This is a genomic window from Nocardia sp. AB354, assembly GCF_049538315.1.
Classification (GTDB): domain Bacteria; phylum Actinomycetota; class Actinomycetes; order Mycobacteriales; family Mycobacteriaceae; genus Nocardia; species Nocardia nova.
In genome coordinates, this window is sequence record NZ_JBMVFU010000035.1 from 40187 (window position 1) to 56472 (window position 16286).

General features: G+C 63.8%; 16 protein-coding genes and 1 pseudogene. 8 read left to right on the forward strand and 9 right to left on the reverse strand.

Features of this window, described 5'->3' with window-relative positions:
• The first annotated feature begins 551 nt into the window (after positions 1-551).
• The 6 genes and pseudogenes from ACPCUW_RS32735 to ACPCUW_RS32760 all read left to right on the forward strand — a co-directional run bounded on the left by ACPCUW_RS32735 (position 552) and on the right by ACPCUW_RS32760 (position 6056).
• Entirely contained in the window at positions 552-2051 is a 1500-nt protein-coding gene (locus ACPCUW_RS32735; RefSeq protein ID WP_423429144.1) for an ISL3 family transposase, read from the forward strand.
• A gap of 342 nt (positions 2052-2393) precedes the next feature.
• Positions 2394-2552, forward strand: a pseudogene (locus ACPCUW_RS32740) (SDR family NAD(P)-dependent oxidoreductase); the annotation flags it as partial.
• A gap of 217 nt (positions 2553-2769) precedes the next feature.
• A complete protein-coding gene (locus ACPCUW_RS32745) occupies positions 2770-3585 on the forward strand; it encodes an SDR family NAD(P)-dependent oxidoreductase (RefSeq protein ID WP_423429145.1) in 816 nt (271 codons plus the stop codon).
• Between the two features lie 69 nt (positions 3586-3654).
• Positions 3655-4362, forward strand: coding sequence for a hypothetical protein (locus ACPCUW_RS32750; protein WP_423429147.1), 708 nt, complete (start codon positions 3655-3657; stop codon positions 4360-4362).
• Positions 4363-4390: 28 nt separating this feature from the next.
• Positions 4391-5110, forward strand: coding sequence for a DUF899 domain-containing protein (locus ACPCUW_RS32755; RefSeq protein ID WP_423429148.1), 720 nt, complete (start codon positions 4391-4393; stop codon positions 5108-5110).
• The gene (locus ACPCUW_RS32760) at positions 5103-6056 is read left to right on the forward strand and encodes a sigma-70 family RNA polymerase sigma factor (protein ID WP_423429150.1); all 954 of its coding nucleotides are present in this window, start codon (positions 5103-5105) and stop codon (positions 6054-6056) included. Before ACPCUW_RS32755 ends, ACPCUW_RS32760 begins: the two co-directional genes overlap by 8 nt.
• A 498-nt stretch (positions 6057-6554) precedes the next feature.
• Here ACPCUW_RS32760 and ACPCUW_RS32765 read toward each other — a convergent pair whose 3' ends face one another.
• From ACPCUW_RS32765 to ACPCUW_RS32785, 5 genes are all read right to left on the reverse strand, one after another.
• A complete protein-coding gene (locus ACPCUW_RS32765) occupies positions 6555-7307 on the reverse strand; it encodes a cupin domain-containing protein (protein ID WP_423429152.1) in 753 nt (250 codons plus the stop codon).
• 39 nt (positions 7308-7346) lie between these two features.
• Positions 7347-7913, reverse strand: a complete 567-nt coding sequence (locus ACPCUW_RS32770; RefSeq protein ID WP_423429154.1) for a TetR/AcrR family transcriptional regulator — start codon at positions 7911-7913, stop codon at positions 7347-7349.
• A 566-nt stretch (positions 7914-8479) separates the two neighbouring features.
• Positions 8480-8968, reverse strand: a complete 489-nt coding sequence (locus tag ACPCUW_RS32775; protein ID WP_423429155.1) for a GNAT family N-acetyltransferase — start codon at positions 8966-8968, stop codon at positions 8480-8482.
• The gene (locus tag ACPCUW_RS32780; RefSeq protein WP_423429157.1) at positions 8965-10194 is read right to left on the reverse strand and encodes an MFS transporter; all 1230 of its coding nucleotides are present in this window, start codon (positions 10192-10194) and stop codon (positions 8965-8967) included. Before ACPCUW_RS32780 ends, ACPCUW_RS32775 begins: the two co-directional genes overlap by 4 nt.
• 59 nt (positions 10195-10253) lie before the next feature.
• Complete coding sequence (locus ACPCUW_RS32785; protein ID WP_423429158.1) at positions 10254-10901, reverse strand: disulfide bond formation protein DsbA; 648 nt, start codon at positions 10899-10901, stop codon at positions 10254-10256.
• Between the two features lie 114 nt (positions 10902-11015).
• Between ACPCUW_RS32785 and ACPCUW_RS32790 the strand changes: the two genes are divergently transcribed.
• Positions 11016-11936, forward strand: a complete 921-nt coding sequence (locus tag ACPCUW_RS32790; RefSeq protein WP_423429160.1) for a LysR substrate-binding domain-containing protein — start codon at positions 11016-11018, stop codon at positions 11934-11936.
• Positions 11937-12058: 122 nt separating this feature from the next.
• Here the strand turns inward: ACPCUW_RS32790 and ACPCUW_RS32795 are convergent, their stop codons facing one another.
• From ACPCUW_RS32795 to ACPCUW_RS32805, 3 genes are all read right to left on the reverse strand, one after another.
• The gene (locus ACPCUW_RS32795; protein ID WP_423429162.1) at positions 12059-12412 is read right to left on the reverse strand and encodes a winged helix-turn-helix transcriptional regulator; all 354 of its coding nucleotides are present in this window, start codon (positions 12410-12412) and stop codon (positions 12059-12061) included.
• Between the two features lie 94 nt (positions 12413-12506).
• Entirely contained in the window at positions 12507-13403 is an 897-nt protein-coding gene (locus ACPCUW_RS32800) for an MBL fold metallo-hydrolase (protein WP_423429163.1), read from the reverse strand.
• Positions 13404-13434: 31 nt separating this feature from the next.
• Positions 13435-14595 carry an MFS transporter gene (locus ACPCUW_RS32805; protein ID WP_423429165.1) on the reverse strand — a complete coding sequence of 387 codons (1161 nt, stop codon included), beginning with the start codon at positions 14593-14595 and terminating at the stop codon, positions 13435-13437.
• Between the two features lie 295 nt (positions 14596-14890).
• Between ACPCUW_RS32805 and ACPCUW_RS32810 the strand changes: the two genes are divergently transcribed.
• Positions 14891-15286: a MerR family transcriptional regulator gene (locus tag ACPCUW_RS32810; RefSeq protein ID WP_423429167.1), complete on the forward strand. Its 396-nt coding sequence runs from the start codon at positions 14891-14893 to the stop codon at positions 15284-15286.
• A gap of 27 nt (positions 15287-15313) precedes the next feature.
• Here ACPCUW_RS32810 and ACPCUW_RS32815 read toward each other — a convergent pair whose 3' ends face one another.
• Entirely contained in the window at positions 15314-16267 is a 954-nt protein-coding gene (locus ACPCUW_RS32815) for an alpha/beta hydrolase (protein WP_423429169.1), read from the reverse strand.
• Positions 16268-16286: the final 19 nt, after the last annotated feature.

Genomic DNA, 16286 nt, shown 5'->3' on the forward strand with positions numbered 1-16286 from the left:
CTGCTCTTTTACACCTGCGCTGCCATGAGACGTCGGGCGGAGTGATCGTATGCGTCGTCTTCGTGGCAGCTGCCGTAATTGCGTGGGGGGAGATTTGGGCCATACCGATGGTGACGCGGAATCCGTGAGGTCAGGGGAGCGCACCGTGGTGCGCGTGCCCGACCAGAAGGCGGATAGTCGAAGTCGGTTGAGGGCGTGGCTCCTCGGGCGAAGAACTGGAACACAGTGGAGATTTATCGGCGCACCATCCGGGTCGCCGAGGAACTGTAACAACGGGTCCCGACTCGGCGGTGTCATCGAGGTCGACATCGATGCCGAGCTGGCCCAGCTTGGGCCGACCCGGTCCTGGCCCTGTGACAGCGGCCATGGAATCCTGGGTCTGGCCGGAATTTGATGATGGGGTGCGTGTCGATTCCGCTGTTGCGCACGAGGATCGGTTATAGACGCTGTTCGTAGTGTTGGATGATGTCGCGAAACATGTTGTGAGCCTGCTCTTTCCGCATCTTTCGGCGGTTCGCATCGATGGGGTTTCGACGACGAGCGGGGGCATCGTGTTCGATGCGTCGACCTGTGGTTCTTCGGCTGATTGCACCCGGTGTGGGTGTCATTCGTCGGTGGTGCACAGCCGTTACCGCCGCACGATCGTGGACCTGGCCGTCTCGGGCCGGGAAGTGGTGATCCGGCTGATGGTGCGCCGGTTCCGGTGCGAGGCTGCTCACTGCGAGCGCCGGATCTTCTCCGAGCAGGTCCCAGGCTTGGCCGTTCGGTATCAGCGGCGCAGTCCGCTGGTCACCGAGTTGTTGACGCGGGTCGGACTGGCGCTGGGTAGTCGGCCCGGTGCGAGGATGGCGAGGCAGCTGGCGGTGGAGGTGTCGCGATCAACGTTGTTGGGGCTGGTGCGGTCGATCCGGCTGCCGGCGGTCGGTGAGCTGGTGGACGTCGGCGTCGACGATTGGGCCATCCGCCGCGGTCACGTCTACGGCACTGTGGTGATCGACATGCGCACCCACCGGCCGGTCGATCTTCTGCCGGACCGGACCTCCGACACCCTCGCCGCCTGGCTGGCCCAACATCCAGGCATTCGCGTAGTGTGTCGCGACCGCGGCGGCCCGTATGCTGACGGTGCCAGTCGCGGTGCGCCGCAAGCGATTCAAATCGCGGACAGGTGGCATTTGCTCCATAATCTGACTGCAGCGGTCGACAAAGTTGTTCGCGCGCATCGTAAATGCCTGCGCGAAGACGACGAACACGCAGCGGTCGCCCAACCCGCCCCGACGCTGGCGAGCCAGAGACCGGCATCGGCACGGCGAGTAGCGGCTACCCGGCAACGCCATGCCGAGATCCACGCGCTGGTCGCCAAGGGCGTCGGTCCGACCGCGATCGCGAAGGCCCTGAATCTGGACGGCAAGACCGTGCGGCGCTACCGCCTGGCCGGCACCGCCGATCAGCTTCTCACCCCGGCCCCGCGACGTGGCAGCGCCCTCGACCCGCACGTGCCCTACCTTGCGGGACGGTGGGAAGACGGCTGCAGCAACGCTCGGCTGCTGTTCGGTGAGCTACGCCAGCGCGGCTACCGAGGCAGCGAACGCTCGGTCCGCCGGCTCATCCACACCTGGCGCGAGAACACCGCACCAGCGCCGGTCTGGACGGCGAAACCGCCGATCACCGCACGCCAGCTCACCAGCCTGTTCATGCGGCCCCGACACAAACTCACCACCGACGAACTCGCCGACCTGCATCACGCACTCGACCACTGCGACACCCTGCGCGAACTCGAAGAGCTGGTCACGGGCTTCGCCGATATGCTGCGCCACCGCCGCGGTCAGCAGCTCGACGACTGGATCAACCAGGCCAAGGCCGGCAGCATCCCGCAACTGCGCCGCTTCGCCGACGGGCTGCTCAAGGACTACGACGCCGTCCGCAACGGACTCACCCTGCCCTGGAACAGCGGCGCTGTCGAAGGAGCCGTCTGCCGGATCAAGGCATACAAGAGGGCCATGTACGGGCGTGCCAATTTCGATCTCCTCCGCACCCGCGTCCTCGCCCAATAAGCCTGGCCCATCATCAAATTCCGGCCAGACCCACGAACTACTGGCCGTTGACAGCCCTGCGAATGCGCGACATCCCGTTCTGAACGGCGGTTTTACGCAGGTGGAGTAACCGCAGGTCTCGTCACACAGAATGCAACAGTCACAAACCGCTAGGTCTTGGCCCCATCGCATCGACGTTGTATCAGATGCAGGCCTGCTGAAATCTGGCGGAGTGCCGATTACTTTCGCGATGCGATCGCCTCTGTACTGACAGGAGGTGGTCATTATGGCCGGACGGGGCTTCGTCAGTGAACAGGCAGGCGGAGGAGTAGTCGAGTGCGCGATCAGGCGCCGCTCGACGCCATGTCATCACAGCGGCCGCGGGCCACGGCGGTGGTTTCAGGCGCCTGCCGCGGTTTGGGAGCGGCGATCGCCGCCGGGCTGATCGACCAAGGGCGTGAGGTCGTGGGCGTCGCGCGTACGTCGGAGGCGTGGGCGGACGTGCTCCGGAAATTGGGTGCGGCCTTCATCTCGATATTCGCCGGCGCAACCGACGCGGAGACTGCTCGCACCGTGATCGCGCGGCACCAACCAGCGCTGGTCACCTTCACCGCAGCACTCGAACCGCTGCTCACGCCCGCCACCGTCGGCGCAGAGGTAGCACGGGTGTACAGGGACAGCGGCAACCGCGACGAGCTGGGAGGTACCAGCTCACAGGCCACCGACGTCACGTGTTCGCGTGACCAACTGGAAAGAGAAGGATATGTTGCTGGAGAACAAAAACGTGGTCGTCTATGGCGCGGGCGGCGCGGTCGGCGGCGCGGTCGCCCGCGGGTTCGCCCAGGAAGGTGCCCGGGTCTTCCTGACCGGGCGAACCGCGGACAGCGTCAATGCCGTCGCAAAGGAAATCTCCGACGCAGGCGGAGCCGTCGAGACCGCTGTGGTCGACGCCCTGGACGAGAAATCCGTCATCGAACACCTTGACGCGGTCGTGGCCGACGCTGGCAGAGTTGACGTGTCGTTCAACGCGATCGGGATCTCACCACGGAGACTGCAGGGCATCCCGTTCACCGACTTGCCGGTCGAGGATTTCATGCGGCCGATCACGACATACGCCCGAGCGCACTTCGTGACCGCGAAATCAGCTGCGCTGCATATGATCCCCCGAGGGTCGGGAGTGATCCTGATGCATACACCCGAACCCGCCCGGGTGAGCCTGCCGTTGGTCGGTGGCATGAGCGTGGGCTGGGCGGCGATGGAAGCGCTCAACCGTGCGTTGTCCGCGGAATGGGCGCAGCATGGTGTGCGTTCGCTCTGCCTGCGAACCACGGGCATGCTTGAAACGCCGACCATCGACCTCGTCTATGGACTGCACGCCGACGCGATGGGCATCTCCAAGGACCAGTTCACCGCCATGGCCACCTCGATGACGCACCGCAAACGGCCCACAACGATGGCCGAGCTCACCTCTGTCGCGGTATTTCTCGCCTCCGACCAAGCATCGGCGATGACCGGGACTGTCGCCAATCTGACCGGCGGCATCATCGTCGACTGACCCATCACCCCCGATCGCCGGGACTTCGGCGGTCGGGCAAACCCTTATCGGAATCAGAGGAGCAAGGTAATGAACGATTTACTCGCGACTGCGGTTGCAGCGCACGGCGGTCTGGACCGGTGGAAACGGATCAAGACGATCCAGGTCGACGGCGCTATCAGCGGAGCCTTCTGGCAGATGAAAGGAAAGACGGACGCGATGAGCGACGTCCGCTTCGAGGTGGATACCACCCGGCAACAGTTGACCATGGACTACCGCGCGCAACACCGACGCTCGGTGTTCCAGCCCGACCGGGTCGTCCTCCAGCAACCCGACGGCACGGTCGTCGACACTCGCGAGGACCCGGAGCGGTCGTTCGCCGGCCACCAATTCCAGACCCCCTGGGACGACCTGCATCTGGCGTACTTCACCGGTGAAGCGTTGTGGACGTATATGAATACGCCTTTCCTGCTCACATGGCCGGGGTTCGTCTGCGACGAGATCAGCCCTATCGAGGCCAATGGTGAAATTTGGCGACGATTGAGCGTGAGTTTCCCCGATAACATCAAAAGCCACACCCGTACGCAGGTGTTCTGCTTCGGCCCCGACGGGCTGCTGCGTCGCCACGACTTCACCATCGACATCGTCGACCCGACCACCGAGTCACAGCTCTGCGCCACCGACTACCGCGATATCGACGGCATCATCATTCCCGCCACCCGCCGCGCCTACGCCCCAATGGGCGACGACCAGATTGTCCTGGTCGCCATCGATATGGCCGACATCACCATCTCTTGATTCGAAATTCCTGGACAAGGACGTGACGATGAACAATACCCACCAAGCCCCAGTCGTTACGCCTGCGGAATGGGAGGCCGCGCGCTTGCAGCTCTTGGCGAAGGAGAAGGAGCTGACTCGCGCTCGCGACGCCGTGGCCGCCGACCGCAGGCGAATGCCGTGGCTGAAGGTTGATCAGGAATACCTCTTCGATGGGCCGAACGGGCCAGCGCGCCTGCCCGATCTGTTCGAGGGGCGCCGCCAACTGCTGCTCTATCGTGCCTTTTTCGAGCCGGGGGTGTCCGGCTGGCCCGATCGCGCGTGCGTCGGTTGCTCGCTGATGGCCGACCAGGTCGCCCATCTCGCGCATCTCCACGCCCGCGACACGACGCTGGCGTTCGCTTCCCGAGCGCCGCAACCCGACATAGAGCGTGTGAAAGCGCGGATGGGCTGGTCTCTACCGTGGTACACGATTACCGACGGCTTCGACGCCGACTTCGCCGTGGCCGAGTGGTATGGAACGAACGTCTTCATCCGCGACGGCGACAACGTCTACCGCACCTACTTCATCAACGACCGCGAGCACGAGCCCATGGGCGCGACGTTGAGTTCGCTGGATTTCACGGCACTCGGGCGCCAGGAGGACTGGGAGGACTCTTACGGGGACTACCCACGGGTGCCGCGATTCTCGTGGCTGAACCGACACGACGAATACGGCCCGATCGAGCGATCAACTACCGCAGCGGCGGATCATGCGCACTATGAGTGAGGCCCAGACCGGCAACGAGGATTTCGGGAGGCTGAGCGAACCGTTCCGACGCGAGCTGATCGCCTACTGCTACCGCATGCTCGGCTCGACCCAGGAGGCTGAAGATGTAGTTCAGGATGTATATCTGAACGCCTGGCGGGCATACGACGGGTTCGAGGGACGATCATCGTTGCGCACCTGGCTCTACCGCATCGCTACCAGGGCGTGTTTCAAAGCGCTGGAGAAAAGCAGAGGCAGGCCGCTGCCCGCCGAGATCGGCGCTCCCGAAACAAATTTGGACATCAGGCTGGCCAAGCGATCCCCAGAGATACCGTGGCTGCAGCCGATACCTGACTTTCTGTTCACTGCCGCACCGGCCGACCCGGCGAGCGTCGTGGTGCAACGACATACGATGCGCCTGGCCCTGATGGGGGCGCTCCAACAGCTACCACCGCGGCAACGAGCCGTGCTGATCCTGCGCGATGTGCTGCAATGGCGGACCACCGAGGTCGCAGAAGTGCTCGAGATGACGGCAGCCGCCGTCAACAGCGCGCTGCAGCGGGCCCGAGGCCGGTTTCCGCTCAGCGAGGACGACGTGACCGAACCCGCCGAACCGCTGCGGCGAGCCTTGCTCGACCGGTATGTCACCGCATTCGAAACCGCGGATGTCGATCGACTCGTCGCGGTATTGACCGAGGACGCACGGTGGGAAATGCCGCCGATCGCGACCTGGTTCGAAGGCCGTGACATCATTCTCGGCTTCCTGGCTAAACAGATGCGGATGATCGGTCCGGCCGAACTGATTGCCACGTCCGCCAATGGACAGCCCGCCTTCGCGGTGTACGCGCGCGGCCGCGACGGCGCACACCACCCACACGCACTGCATGTATTGACCATCAGGGGCGAAGGCGTCAGCAGGATCGTCGCGTTCCACGGCTCCGAGCTATTTCCGCTGTTCGGGCTCTGACTAGGCAACGGCATGTCCGACGAGGGAAACATCGCCCAACACGACGCCGTGCTGCATCGCACAGCTGCGGCTGTTCTGCCGACTCATGCTCGGTTCCGCCGATGCCGCCGACTGCATAGTTCAGGAGATCTATCGTCGCGCACTCGATCGTCACGAGAAGCAAGAAAACTGGCCATCGGAACGCGTTCGCCTCTTCGGTATCGCTGCCCGACTCTGCGGGGTCCCCCGCAACGCGCGGACAAGATACTGTTCCGACCCTGGCGACGCCGCCAGCGACGATGAGGGCTGAGCCCGGGCGTCTAATCCGTCTGTTTGAGCTGCTTGGCGGCGATGCGTGGGCGACATCGCCGCTGCCCAGGCGGCCAGCGGCATCCCGACGCGCAATGATCCCCGGCTGGCTGGTTAGCGGTCCGAAGACGGCACCGTTCCTCGCGCCGCATCCCGTACCGCCTGTACTGGCGGCTGTCTCCTCCGCCCTCGAGAAATGGGCCAGCGAAATCAGGCGTCGGGGACGACAAGCTCGGCGTTCATGCCGGCACCAAGCAGGAAGTACCCGAGGAACGTGGCGCCGTCGTCCTGTGCGTCGAAGCGTGCGATGCGTATGCCCTCAGGTTCGTAGAACACGTCGCCGGGTTCGAGCACGCTTTTCGGTTGTCCCTCGATCTGATAGACGACCGATCCGGTCTCGATATTGCCAAATACCGGTCCGTTGTGAATGTGCAGCCCGGCGGCGCAGCCGGGTGCGATGGTGATCCGCCGGATCTCGACACGCTGAGTGGCCAGCGGTTGCGGCAGTTGCTGGTCCATCACGATCACGCGGCTCAGCGGCGGAGCTGGGTCGGCCTGGTCTCGGCTCGCAGCGCGGTATTCGACGTCCGTCACAGCCCCTGCGAACTCCGCCGGCCTCCCGTCCACCGAAAGTTCCTCGATGACCACATGCGTCATCGAGTTGCCGGGAGTCGCTCCGTGCCAATGCCATTCGTCGGCCTCGATCCGCACGCTGTCGCCGGTCCGAATGGGCTCGACCGGACCCCCGCGGCGCTGCACGAGGCCCGTGCCGTCGGTCACCACGAGTACCTGCCCGACCGGGTGACGGTGCCAGCGCGTGCGGGCGCCAGGGGCAAACCGGACGCTGTGGACCCGCGTTCGAGACGGGCCGTCGGGGACAGCGAGTTCTTCGGCGCGCGCGTCACCGGTGACGGACGTCGATGAAGCGGATATAGCGGTGTGAGGAGCGTGGGATATGCGCATGCTCGACGTATTTCCTTGATCTCGTGCGGTTTTCGAAATTCAGTGGATGGCATGGGGGGTGAGCAACGCGAGGATCCCCTCGACCGCCTGCTCGAAAGGCGTTGCGCTGTTTCCGGCGCGGGCCAGGACGTACCCGCCCTGCAGCGCAGCGACGATCGCCGCTGCAGTTGCAACCGGGTTCAGGGTCGGACTCAGCTCCCCAGCATCGAGGCCCTCGGTCAGTACGCCTTCCAGGCGGGCGCACAACCAGGTCAAGGTCTCCTCGACCGGCTCGCGCAGGGTGGGTGCTGCTATCACGTCCGGGTCTTGGGTCAGCCCACCGATCGGGCAGCCCTTGAGGATGTCTCGCTCGCGGCACAGATAGGCCGAAATGCGTTGTAGCGCAGTGCCCGGACCGGATAGTTGCGCGTCCACGCTGGCACGCAACTCCGCGGCTGTCCGATCGATCGCGGCACGCGCCAATTCCTCCTTGCCGGCGAAGTGGTGGTACATGCTGCCCTGCCCGGCTCCGGCGCGCTGCTGAATCGCTTTCGGGCTGGTCCCCACATAGCCCCGCTCCCACAACAGCGCCCGTGTGCTCTCGATGAGGTTGTTCCTCGTGTTCATTCAACAGACTATACATACTAGTAGGTACAGAAGGCGATGGTGATTACCGAAGCTTTGGGGCGACGGCGGCGACCGCAGCTCGAGTCCACACCGCCGCGCCCCGCATCCTGCGCAGATTCGCCGAAACGAAGGCCCGGCTGGTGTCTGGAGCCCATCTCGGGCGCGGCCGTAAGCTGGTCGACGATCTTGACGATCCGATGCCGTCGGCGCGGCGCGGGTGTTGCCGGGCCGACGGCGGCCAGGAATCGGTAATCGAGTACCTCGATCTGGCGGCGGCGCCGCCCTTTTAATCTTGAAGGGGGGCCAATCACGAGATCGTTGCCGGCTCCAGTCTTCAACCGAAAAGACAGCGCTGAGCCACCTCAACACGCCACGACGGCGATTGCCGTCGAGCTTGCTCAGCACGCGCGCGATAAACGCCCCCGCCTCATCTGCCGACATGGGCCCGGCTTGGTGATTCGGATCGATCGCAACGTAACCAGGATCTATCGCGTTCACGCTGATGCTTGTGGGCGCCGAATGACGTGGCGCCCGGCGGTCGTGGAGCTCGTATCTCGGTGGTCTCGTCACGATGATTCGTTGCCCGCGGCCTGTGTGGCGCGGGACGCCAGTCCGTTGTGGACGGCGGCCTCAGGGTCGTGCCAGATGGCCATCGCCGTTGTCATCGGCAAAAATCCCAGCCTTCGATAGAACCCTTCGGTTCCCGGCGAGGCATAGAGAAGAGTCTTCTTGTACCCCCGACAACGGAGTACCAGGTGCGAGGTGATCTTGGTGCCCAGCCCTCGATTCTGGTGTACGGGGTGAACGGCAATGTCGGCGATGTAGGCGCAATCCAGCCCGTCGGCCAACGCGCGCCCCGCCCCGACGAGTTCGGTGCTGTTGGAGTACACGAAGCAAACGAACATGCTGTGCGAGAAGACGGTACGCAACGCATTGGGCTTCTTGTCACCCAGTGGCGCGATTCGATAGAGGGCCGACAATTCGTCCAGATCGACCCCGGCGACAGTATCGATCCAGGTGTAGTCCTGCGCGGCGTGGTCATCATGTTCGCTCATATCTCGATGACCTGATCGTCTCGTCCAGCGTCTGTCGCACTGTTGCTGTCCTTTGATTTGCGGCCCCTGGCGAGGACGAGCAACACTGCGCACGCCGTCAGTGCCACACCGAACCCGAACGCGCTGCCGACGCCGAGCCTGTCGGCGAACAGGCCGCCGCACAGGGCTCCGAGGGCGATGGAAACGTTGTAGGCCAGGGTGTTGATCGACATGGCCGCTTCGAATGTGTCGGGTGCGGCGGCCAGTGTCAGGTTGATCTGGCACAAATTCGCGGCTCCGAACGAGATGCCCCACAGGGTTATGAAAACGATGGCCGCGAACGGGCTGTGCCCAACCGTGACGAGGAACGCCAGGGATACCATGAGCCCTCCGCACGAGATCGCCAGGCCGGTCCGAAAATTCTTGCTCGCCATCTGTCCCGCGATGAAGTTGCCGGCAGCGCCTCCGATGCCGTAGGCGATCAGCGCACCGGTGATGAACCCTGATGAGGCCGAATCATCGTTTTCGAGGAACGGCCGGACGTAGGTGTACGCCGCGAAATGGCCGAGAACATAGAGGATGACCGCAAACAAGACGCTTCGCAGCCGCGCGTTATCGCGAGGCAGGGCGAAGACTTCCCGCACCGAAACGGCATTTTCCGACGGCATCGAGGGGATCGTCGCCACGACCAGGGCCAGAACCAGCAGGCACACCATGCTCCAGATGAAAAATGTTGTGCGCCAAGAAGTGAGACCTCCGACAAAGGTCCCCAGCGGGATGCCGACAACGGTGCCGATCGAGATTCCCGACAGAGCGATAGCGGCGGCCCGGCCGGCGTGCCGTTCGGGGACCAAACGCATCGCCATGTTCACGGCAATGGCCCAGAACACGCCGTGGGCGAATCCCATGACCAGCCGGGAGGTCAGCACCGGCCAGAAACTCGGCGAGACAGCGACAATCAAATTCCCCGTAGCCATGATGGCGAGGAGTGCGGATAGCAGAGTGCGGCGGTTGACCCGTCTGGTCCAGGCGACCAGAAAGGGCACGCCCAGCCCGGCGGAAATACCGAACAGTGTCACGATCAGCCCGGCTACCCCCACCGCGACGTTCAAACTCGCGCTCAGTGAGGTCAGCAGGCCAACGGGCATCAATTCGGTCGTGACGAAGGTGAACAAACTGGCGGTGACGACGCTGACGCACAGCCACGATCGGACTGGTGTCAGCGCACGCTCCGGATTGGTCGACATCTCTCTTCTCTCCGGTTGTGTGACTTCGACCCGGCGATGGATCGCCGGCGGTGGAGTGGTCAGCGGGAGGCGAATATCGGATTGCGGTTGCGGGCGCGTTTGAGCTCGAAGAAGCCATCGGTGCCGGCGAGGGCCAGTACGCCGTCCCAGAGCCGCCCAGCCTCGTCGCCGCGGGGGGCGGGGGAGATCACCGGACCGAAGAACGCCGCGGGCGTGCCGTCGGACCTGGGTATATGCATGACCGGTGTGCCGACAGCGTCACCAACGAGCTCCATTCCTCGGTGGTGGCTGGCGCGTAATGCCCTGTCGTACTCGCTCGTGTCCGCTGCGTCGGCAAGGTGACCGGGCAGGCCGACATCGGTGAGAGCGGCCAGGATCATGTCCCTGCCGAGGCCCGCGCGATCGTGATGTATCCGAGTACCCATGGCCAAATACAGGGCGCGCAGCATTTCGTCGCCGGAGTGCTGCTGGACAGCACTGCAAACGCGCACGCAACCCCAACCTTGGGCCTGACTCTGGCGATACTGCTCCGGCAACTGCCGGCCTTCGTTGAGTACCGACAAACTCATCACGTGGATGCGTGTTTCGATCGACCGCACTTGCTCCACCTCGAGCAGCCATTGGGTGGCAATCCACGCCCAGGGGCAGCGCGGGTCGACCCATAGATCGACGGTGGTAGTGGGTAATGCCGGTGCGGTGCTGCTCACTGCGGTGAACCCCTTGCGTTGCTGAGCATTTGACAACCAAAAGTGTCGCCCGGCCACCAAGAATGAGTCCAACACATGTTTGTCAGAGCATCCATCTTGATTCAAGATTGATCAATGGAGTTACAGCAGATGCGCTACGTGATCGCGGTCGCCGAGACCAACAACTTCACTCGCGCGGCAGAACGGTGCCTGGTGGTCCAGTCCGCTCTCAGCCACCAAATCGCCCGATTGGAAAAGGAACTCGGCGCGAAACTGTTCGAGCGAACCAGTCGGCGAGTGCGCTTGACCGACGCCGGTGCGGCCTTTCTTCCAGCCGCACGTCAATGCCTGGAGGCGGCTGAGCGCGCAGCGGCCGAGGTCGCCGCCGCCGTAGGCGACATCCGCGGTCGCCTGACCGTGGGGTTGATCCCGACGGTCGCGGCGGTCGATGTTCCTGCAGCGTTGCAGGAGTTCCGCACCCGTCACCCGCACGTTCGCATCGCTTTGCGCGCCGGTGCCAGCGAGAATCTCATAGAAGACGTCAAAAATGGCACTATCGACGTAGCCTTCATCGGGCTACCGGTCACCTCCGACCCACAGGGCGTCCGATCCCGGAAGTTGGCTCACGACCGCCTCGTCGCTGTGGTGGCGCCCGATCACCCACTGGCGGTTCGGAACAGTGTCGACCTCGTCCGGCTGTCTTCAGAAGTATTCGTCGATCTGCCACCCGGCACAGCCGGACGAGCGCAGGCCGATCAGGCGTTCACGGCCGCCGGACTCACTCGCGACGTGGCCTTCGAGGTCACCACCGCATACCTGATCGCCAGACTGGTGGAGCAACGCCTGGCCATTGCCATGCTGGCCTCGGCCTACGTTCCCCAACTCACAGGAGTCACTACCATCGACGTCACGGACGCGCCTACCCGCGCCGAGCACATCATCTGGAGCCGCACCGGCAGCACTCCGGCCGCTCGCGCATTTCTCGCTATCGTCGACACGTCGGTGTCCTCCGACCCCGGGGCCGCCGGCGCTGCGAATGCGCCAAACCTTCGGTGACGAAGTGTTGTGTGGAGACGCCCGCGGACCCAGGTGAGGCGATCAAGAAGTCGCGACATGAGCGACGGCAGGGAACGCGGCACCCGGTTGATGACGGTGGCCATTCGCCCGCTCTTCATTGCCTAACCGGACATGTTGGAGCGATCGAAACGCTCACGGGCATCGTTGATCTCGTTGATATGCGTTTCGGCCCATGCCCGAATCGCGGCGAGGGGATCGCTCAGGGTTCGGCCCAGCGAAGTCAGTTGATAGTCCACCTTCAGTGGGCCTGACGAATGCACCGTACGGATTATGAGTCCGTCGCGTTCCAGGCTTCGAAGGGTCTGGGTGAGCATCTTCTCGCTGACTCCGTCGATCGCGGCGCGCAACTCGCTGTAGCGCTTGGTGCCGGTCGAAAGGCACCCGACAATCAACGCGGTCCATTTATCGGCTATACGATCCAGGGCCTGCCTGGAAGGGCACGGTGCGCTGTACACATCAGCCGGTCGACCATCCGGAAGCCAGGCGAGGACCCGGCCGGGAGTTCCCGGCCGGGGCCTGCGTGTATGCGGTGGGCGCATGGTGTCGACGCTAGTCGGCGACGTACCCGCTCGACCAGGCTCTGCGCATTTCTGCCGGCAACACGCGGCCGAAGACATTATCGGCGAAATGCCCACCGGCCAAAATCGTATTGTCATCCTCCAAATCTTTGAGCAGGTGCTCGCGCGTGGTGATGCCCGCGGCTGGATCGACGTCGAAGGCGAAGCTCCAGTTCGTCTCGACCACTTGGACTTGGCAGTGCATGACGTCGCCGAGGATGACGAGACGTCTGGGATCCTTTCCCGCCGCATCGGTTACCACTAAACTGCTGTGCCCCGGAGTGTGGCCCGGAGTCGCGAGTACCCGCACCCCGGGAGCTATCTCGTCTCCGTCGGAGACATATCCGATCACGGTTTCAAGTGGAGCTTGGACCGCGGACGGGTCCGGGCCTACCAGCTCGTGGGTACCAGACCAATGTTCCCATTCGGTTCCGCTGACCAGATGCCGTGCCGACCGGAACGTCAGACCGGAAATCTCTGGTCCCTCCGGCGCGTTCGGCGCGGGCGCGACGTTGCTCGTCCATCCGACGTGGTCGTGGTGAAGGTGCGTGTAGAAGACAGTGTCGATGTCGGCGGGTGCGAGGCCGCGTCCCGCCAATGCCTCGATCAGGTCTCCACCACGAAAGTCGGCGACATCCGGAATGCTGAACTCGACTCGGCCGAGCCCGAGGTCGACCAGAACCGCACGTTCGGAAGTTTGGATGAGAAACGATCCGATACTGACCGGAAACCAACCTCGCTCGTCGAGGAATTCGGAGTGTGTCCGCCAACCATCGGGCTGACTGGACGGGAAGGCGGCGGCGGGGTTCAGCCAACCGTATCCATCGGGCAGGTAGGTAACCGCCGTCGCTCCGATAGTGATCGTGCTGCTTGCTGCAGGTCGAGACATGAGATGTTCCCTTTCTTCGGAATATTTTCGGTCACGCACGCGAGGTGACGTAACTGGCCGACGCCGTTGCCGCCAGCAGATGTAAGGAGCTCAGCGACAGGCACAAGGGACCCGGCGGAGCAACGACCGCACCTCCCGCTGTGGCACCGACGAAGAGGCAAAACGGGTATGCACTGGGGCCGATTGCACCGCTGGGGTCCGCACGGCGCACTGCTTCCATGAGGGCCGGCACGACCATAGCCACCCCGAGCGAGCTGAGCTCCACTCCGATGACGAATCCTGCTACGACCAAACCGTTCTCGACCAAGACCGTGGCCGCCAGCTCGCCTACGGCACATGTCGCCAGGCCTATCCGGAGAACATTCCGGAGATCAACGCGAGAGAGAAGGCGACCGGCAGGCCAGGCCATCGCGAGCGCCGGAATCGCGGCCAGACGCACGGCCTGTACCTCACTAGCGCTGAGCACATGGCTCCGTGAGGCGGCCGAATACAACGCCACGAGGCCCGCCAGCGCCGTCAGCGTGATCAGCAGTAGTGCTCGGAACTCTCCTCGGCCGAGTACTAGCAGATTGACACGCCACGTGACGCGGTCCGCTGCGGGATCGAAAGTATCGGGTGTGCGAGCTGAGGGAAGAATTGCCGCAAGGGTAACAGCGGCGATGCCATATGCCGCAGCGAATATGAGGAGCACGCCGCGCCACCCGATGACCATTTCGAGTTCTTGTCCGCCGACTTGAGCGACGGCGACCGCCGAGAGGAAGAATGCGGCAGTCAGGCCGGCTGCCGTCGACTTTCGCTCCGATGGCAGTTGGCGTGCGATGAAAGCCAGAAGAGCCGGCGTGAACGCTGAAGCGCTCAACCCCTGCAATGCTCTGGCGCCTACGAGTTCCGTCCACGACGTTGCCTGTGCGGTGAAAAGCGTTGTGATTGCCAGGGAGCTCAGTGCTAGCACGATTGCGGTCCGAGGCTCACTTCGACCGACCGGTCGTGACAGCAACAGAAACCCGGTCGCGTAACTGCCACCGAAAGAACCGCCGAAGATCGTCGGCGTTTCGGCGCCCGGAAAGGACTGCGCGACATCGGGTGACAGAGGCACCGACAGGTAAAGTTGGGCGATAACTGCCATTCCGGTTACGCCCAACAGCACCTCCTGCGCGGCCGCTGCGCGATAACCAGATCCCGAAAGCTCCATGAACTAACTATCAGAGAGAGACTTTCCATTGGGAAGTACGTACTTACAAGTGCGTGCGCGGCCCTTTCGTACGCCTTATTCCACTCCGAGCGGTCGTCGGCCTGTGCTGCTGTATGCCTGCGCCACAACGGCCCCAGGCCGGAGGTGGTGCAAGACGGGGCGCACGCTCGGGTGCGCCCCGCCATCGGGGGTTTCGGGCCTTTCGATGGAGGACCGAAGTCCGGCCGGTCGAGGACTGCGCCCGCGGCGGGGGCTATAGTCGTACTTGAAGCGAAGTTCAAGTAGGGAGGCGAGCGTGACAGTCCTCGACATCGCGGAAGTGGCAGCACAGACGGGATTGGCGCCCTCGGCGTTGCGGTTCTATGAGAAACGCGGGTTGATCGAGCCTGAGGGACGAAATGGGCTCCGGCGTACCTACCGGCCTGACGTGCTGGACCGGCTCGCGCTGGTGACTTGTGCCCGCGCGGCGGGATTCACACTTGCACAGGTGTCTCGGTTCTTGACCGCGAAACCAGACGATACCGAGTTACGTGCCGGCATGGCCGAGAAGGCCCTCCAGTTGAATGACGAGATCGACCGGCTGGTTCGCATGCGGAACGGGTTGCGGCACGCCGCCACATGCGAACACAGTCCGATCGTCGAATGCCCTGAATTCAAGCGGTCCTTCGCGACGGTCGACAGAGCCCTGTGATCGCGGCTCGCCGCGACACTCCGGCAGTCATCGGCTGAAGGCCGCCTTCAGTGCCGCACCGGCATCGCGCCTCGCCTTCTCGCTGTCATCGAAGTTGTGGCGGATGAACTCGTGGATCATGCCGGGGTAGCGGGTGACCGTTACCGGCACGCCGGCCTGCTCGAGGCGCTCACCGTACTGTTCGCCCTCGTCGCGAAGCGCGTCGAATTCAGCTGTGATGATTAGCGCTTCAGGAAGGCCCTTTACGTCGGGCGCCAGCAGTGGCGACACTTCTGGATAGAGCTTTTCCTCTTCACTGTTGAGATAGTTGTCCATGAACCAGTCCTGGGCCGCCCGTCCGATATTCCCGTACTTTCCCGCGTACTCGGTAATGCTGAAGTTGGTCCGACGGAAGTCGAGGTCGGGGTAGATGAGCAGCTGGAAAGTGAGAGACGGCCCGTTCTCGGCGCTGGCTCGTTGCGCGACTACGGCGGCCAGATTGCCACCCGCGCTGTCGCCCCCTACCGCGATTCGGTCAGGGTCGCCACCGAAGCTGCTCGCGTTGGCGGCCACCCAGGCGGTGGCGTGGAAGCATGCGTTCGGCGCCGCGGGGAATTTGTGCTCCGGCGCGAGCGGGTAGTCGACCGACACGACGATGCAGGCGCCGTTGTTGGCCAGGCTTCGGCACAGCCCATCGTGTGTGTCGAGATCGCCCAGGAGGAAGCCGCCACCATGGAAGAACACGAGGATCGGCAACGGCCCCTCGGCGTCCGGAGTGAAGATGCGAATGGCGGTTTCTCCAGCCGGCGTGGAGATCGTGCGGTCTTCGACTTGCGCAATCGCTTCGGGCGGCGCCAGCAGTGGGATTTGACGGCGGGACCCCTCGCGCGCCTGCGCGGGAGTGAAGGTGTGAAGCTCGCCGAAATTGGCTGCCGCGAGACGTTCCAAAAAGACGGCTACCTGGGGGTTCAAGCTGTCTGCGTCAGAAGTGTTTGTTGTCATGAATCCATCGTCCTACTTG

Bases quoted from the DNA above. Each gene is read 5' to 3' on its own strand.
- ACPCUW_RS32750 (WP_423429147.1), top strand. From the start codon at position 3,655: ATGAACGATTTACTCGCGACTGCGGTTGCAGCGCACGGCGGTCTGGAC.
- ACPCUW_RS32755 (WP_423429148.1), top strand. From the start codon at position 4,391: ATGAACAATACCCACCAAGCCCCAGTCGTTACGCCTGCGGAATGGGAG.
- ACPCUW_RS32760 (WP_423429150.1), top strand. From the start codon at position 5,103: ATGAGTGAGGCCCAGACCGGCAACGAGGATTTCGGGAGGCTGAGCGAA.
- ACPCUW_RS32765 (WP_423429152.1), bottom strand. From the start codon at position 7,307: ATGCGCATATCCCACGCTCCTCACACCGCTATATCCGCTTCATCGACG.
- ACPCUW_RS32770 (WP_423429154.1), bottom strand. From the start codon at position 7,913: ATGAACACGAGGAACAACCTCATCGAGAGCACACGGGCGCTGTTGTGG.
- ACPCUW_RS32775 (WP_423429155.1), bottom strand. From the start codon at position 8,968: ATGAGCGAACATGATGACCACGCCGCGCAGGACTACACCTGGATCGAT.
- ACPCUW_RS32780 (WP_423429157.1), bottom strand. From the start codon at position 10,194: ATGTCGACCAATCCGGAGCGTGCGCTGACACCAGTCCGATCGTGGCTG.
- ACPCUW_RS32790 (WP_423429160.1), top strand. From the start codon at position 11,016: ATGGAGTTACAGCAGATGCGCTACGTGATCGCGGTCGCCGAGACCAAC.
- ACPCUW_RS32800 (WP_423429163.1), bottom strand. From the start codon at position 13,403: ATGTCTCGACCTGCAGCAAGCAGCACGATCACTATCGGAGCGACGGCG.
- ACPCUW_RS32805 (WP_423429165.1), bottom strand. From the start codon at position 14,595: ATGGAGCTTTCGGGATCTGGTTATCGCGCAGCGGCCGCGCAGGAGGTG.
- ACPCUW_RS32815 (WP_423429169.1), bottom strand. From the start codon at position 16,267: ATGACAACAAACACTTCTGACGCAGACAGCTTGAACCCCCAGGTAGCC.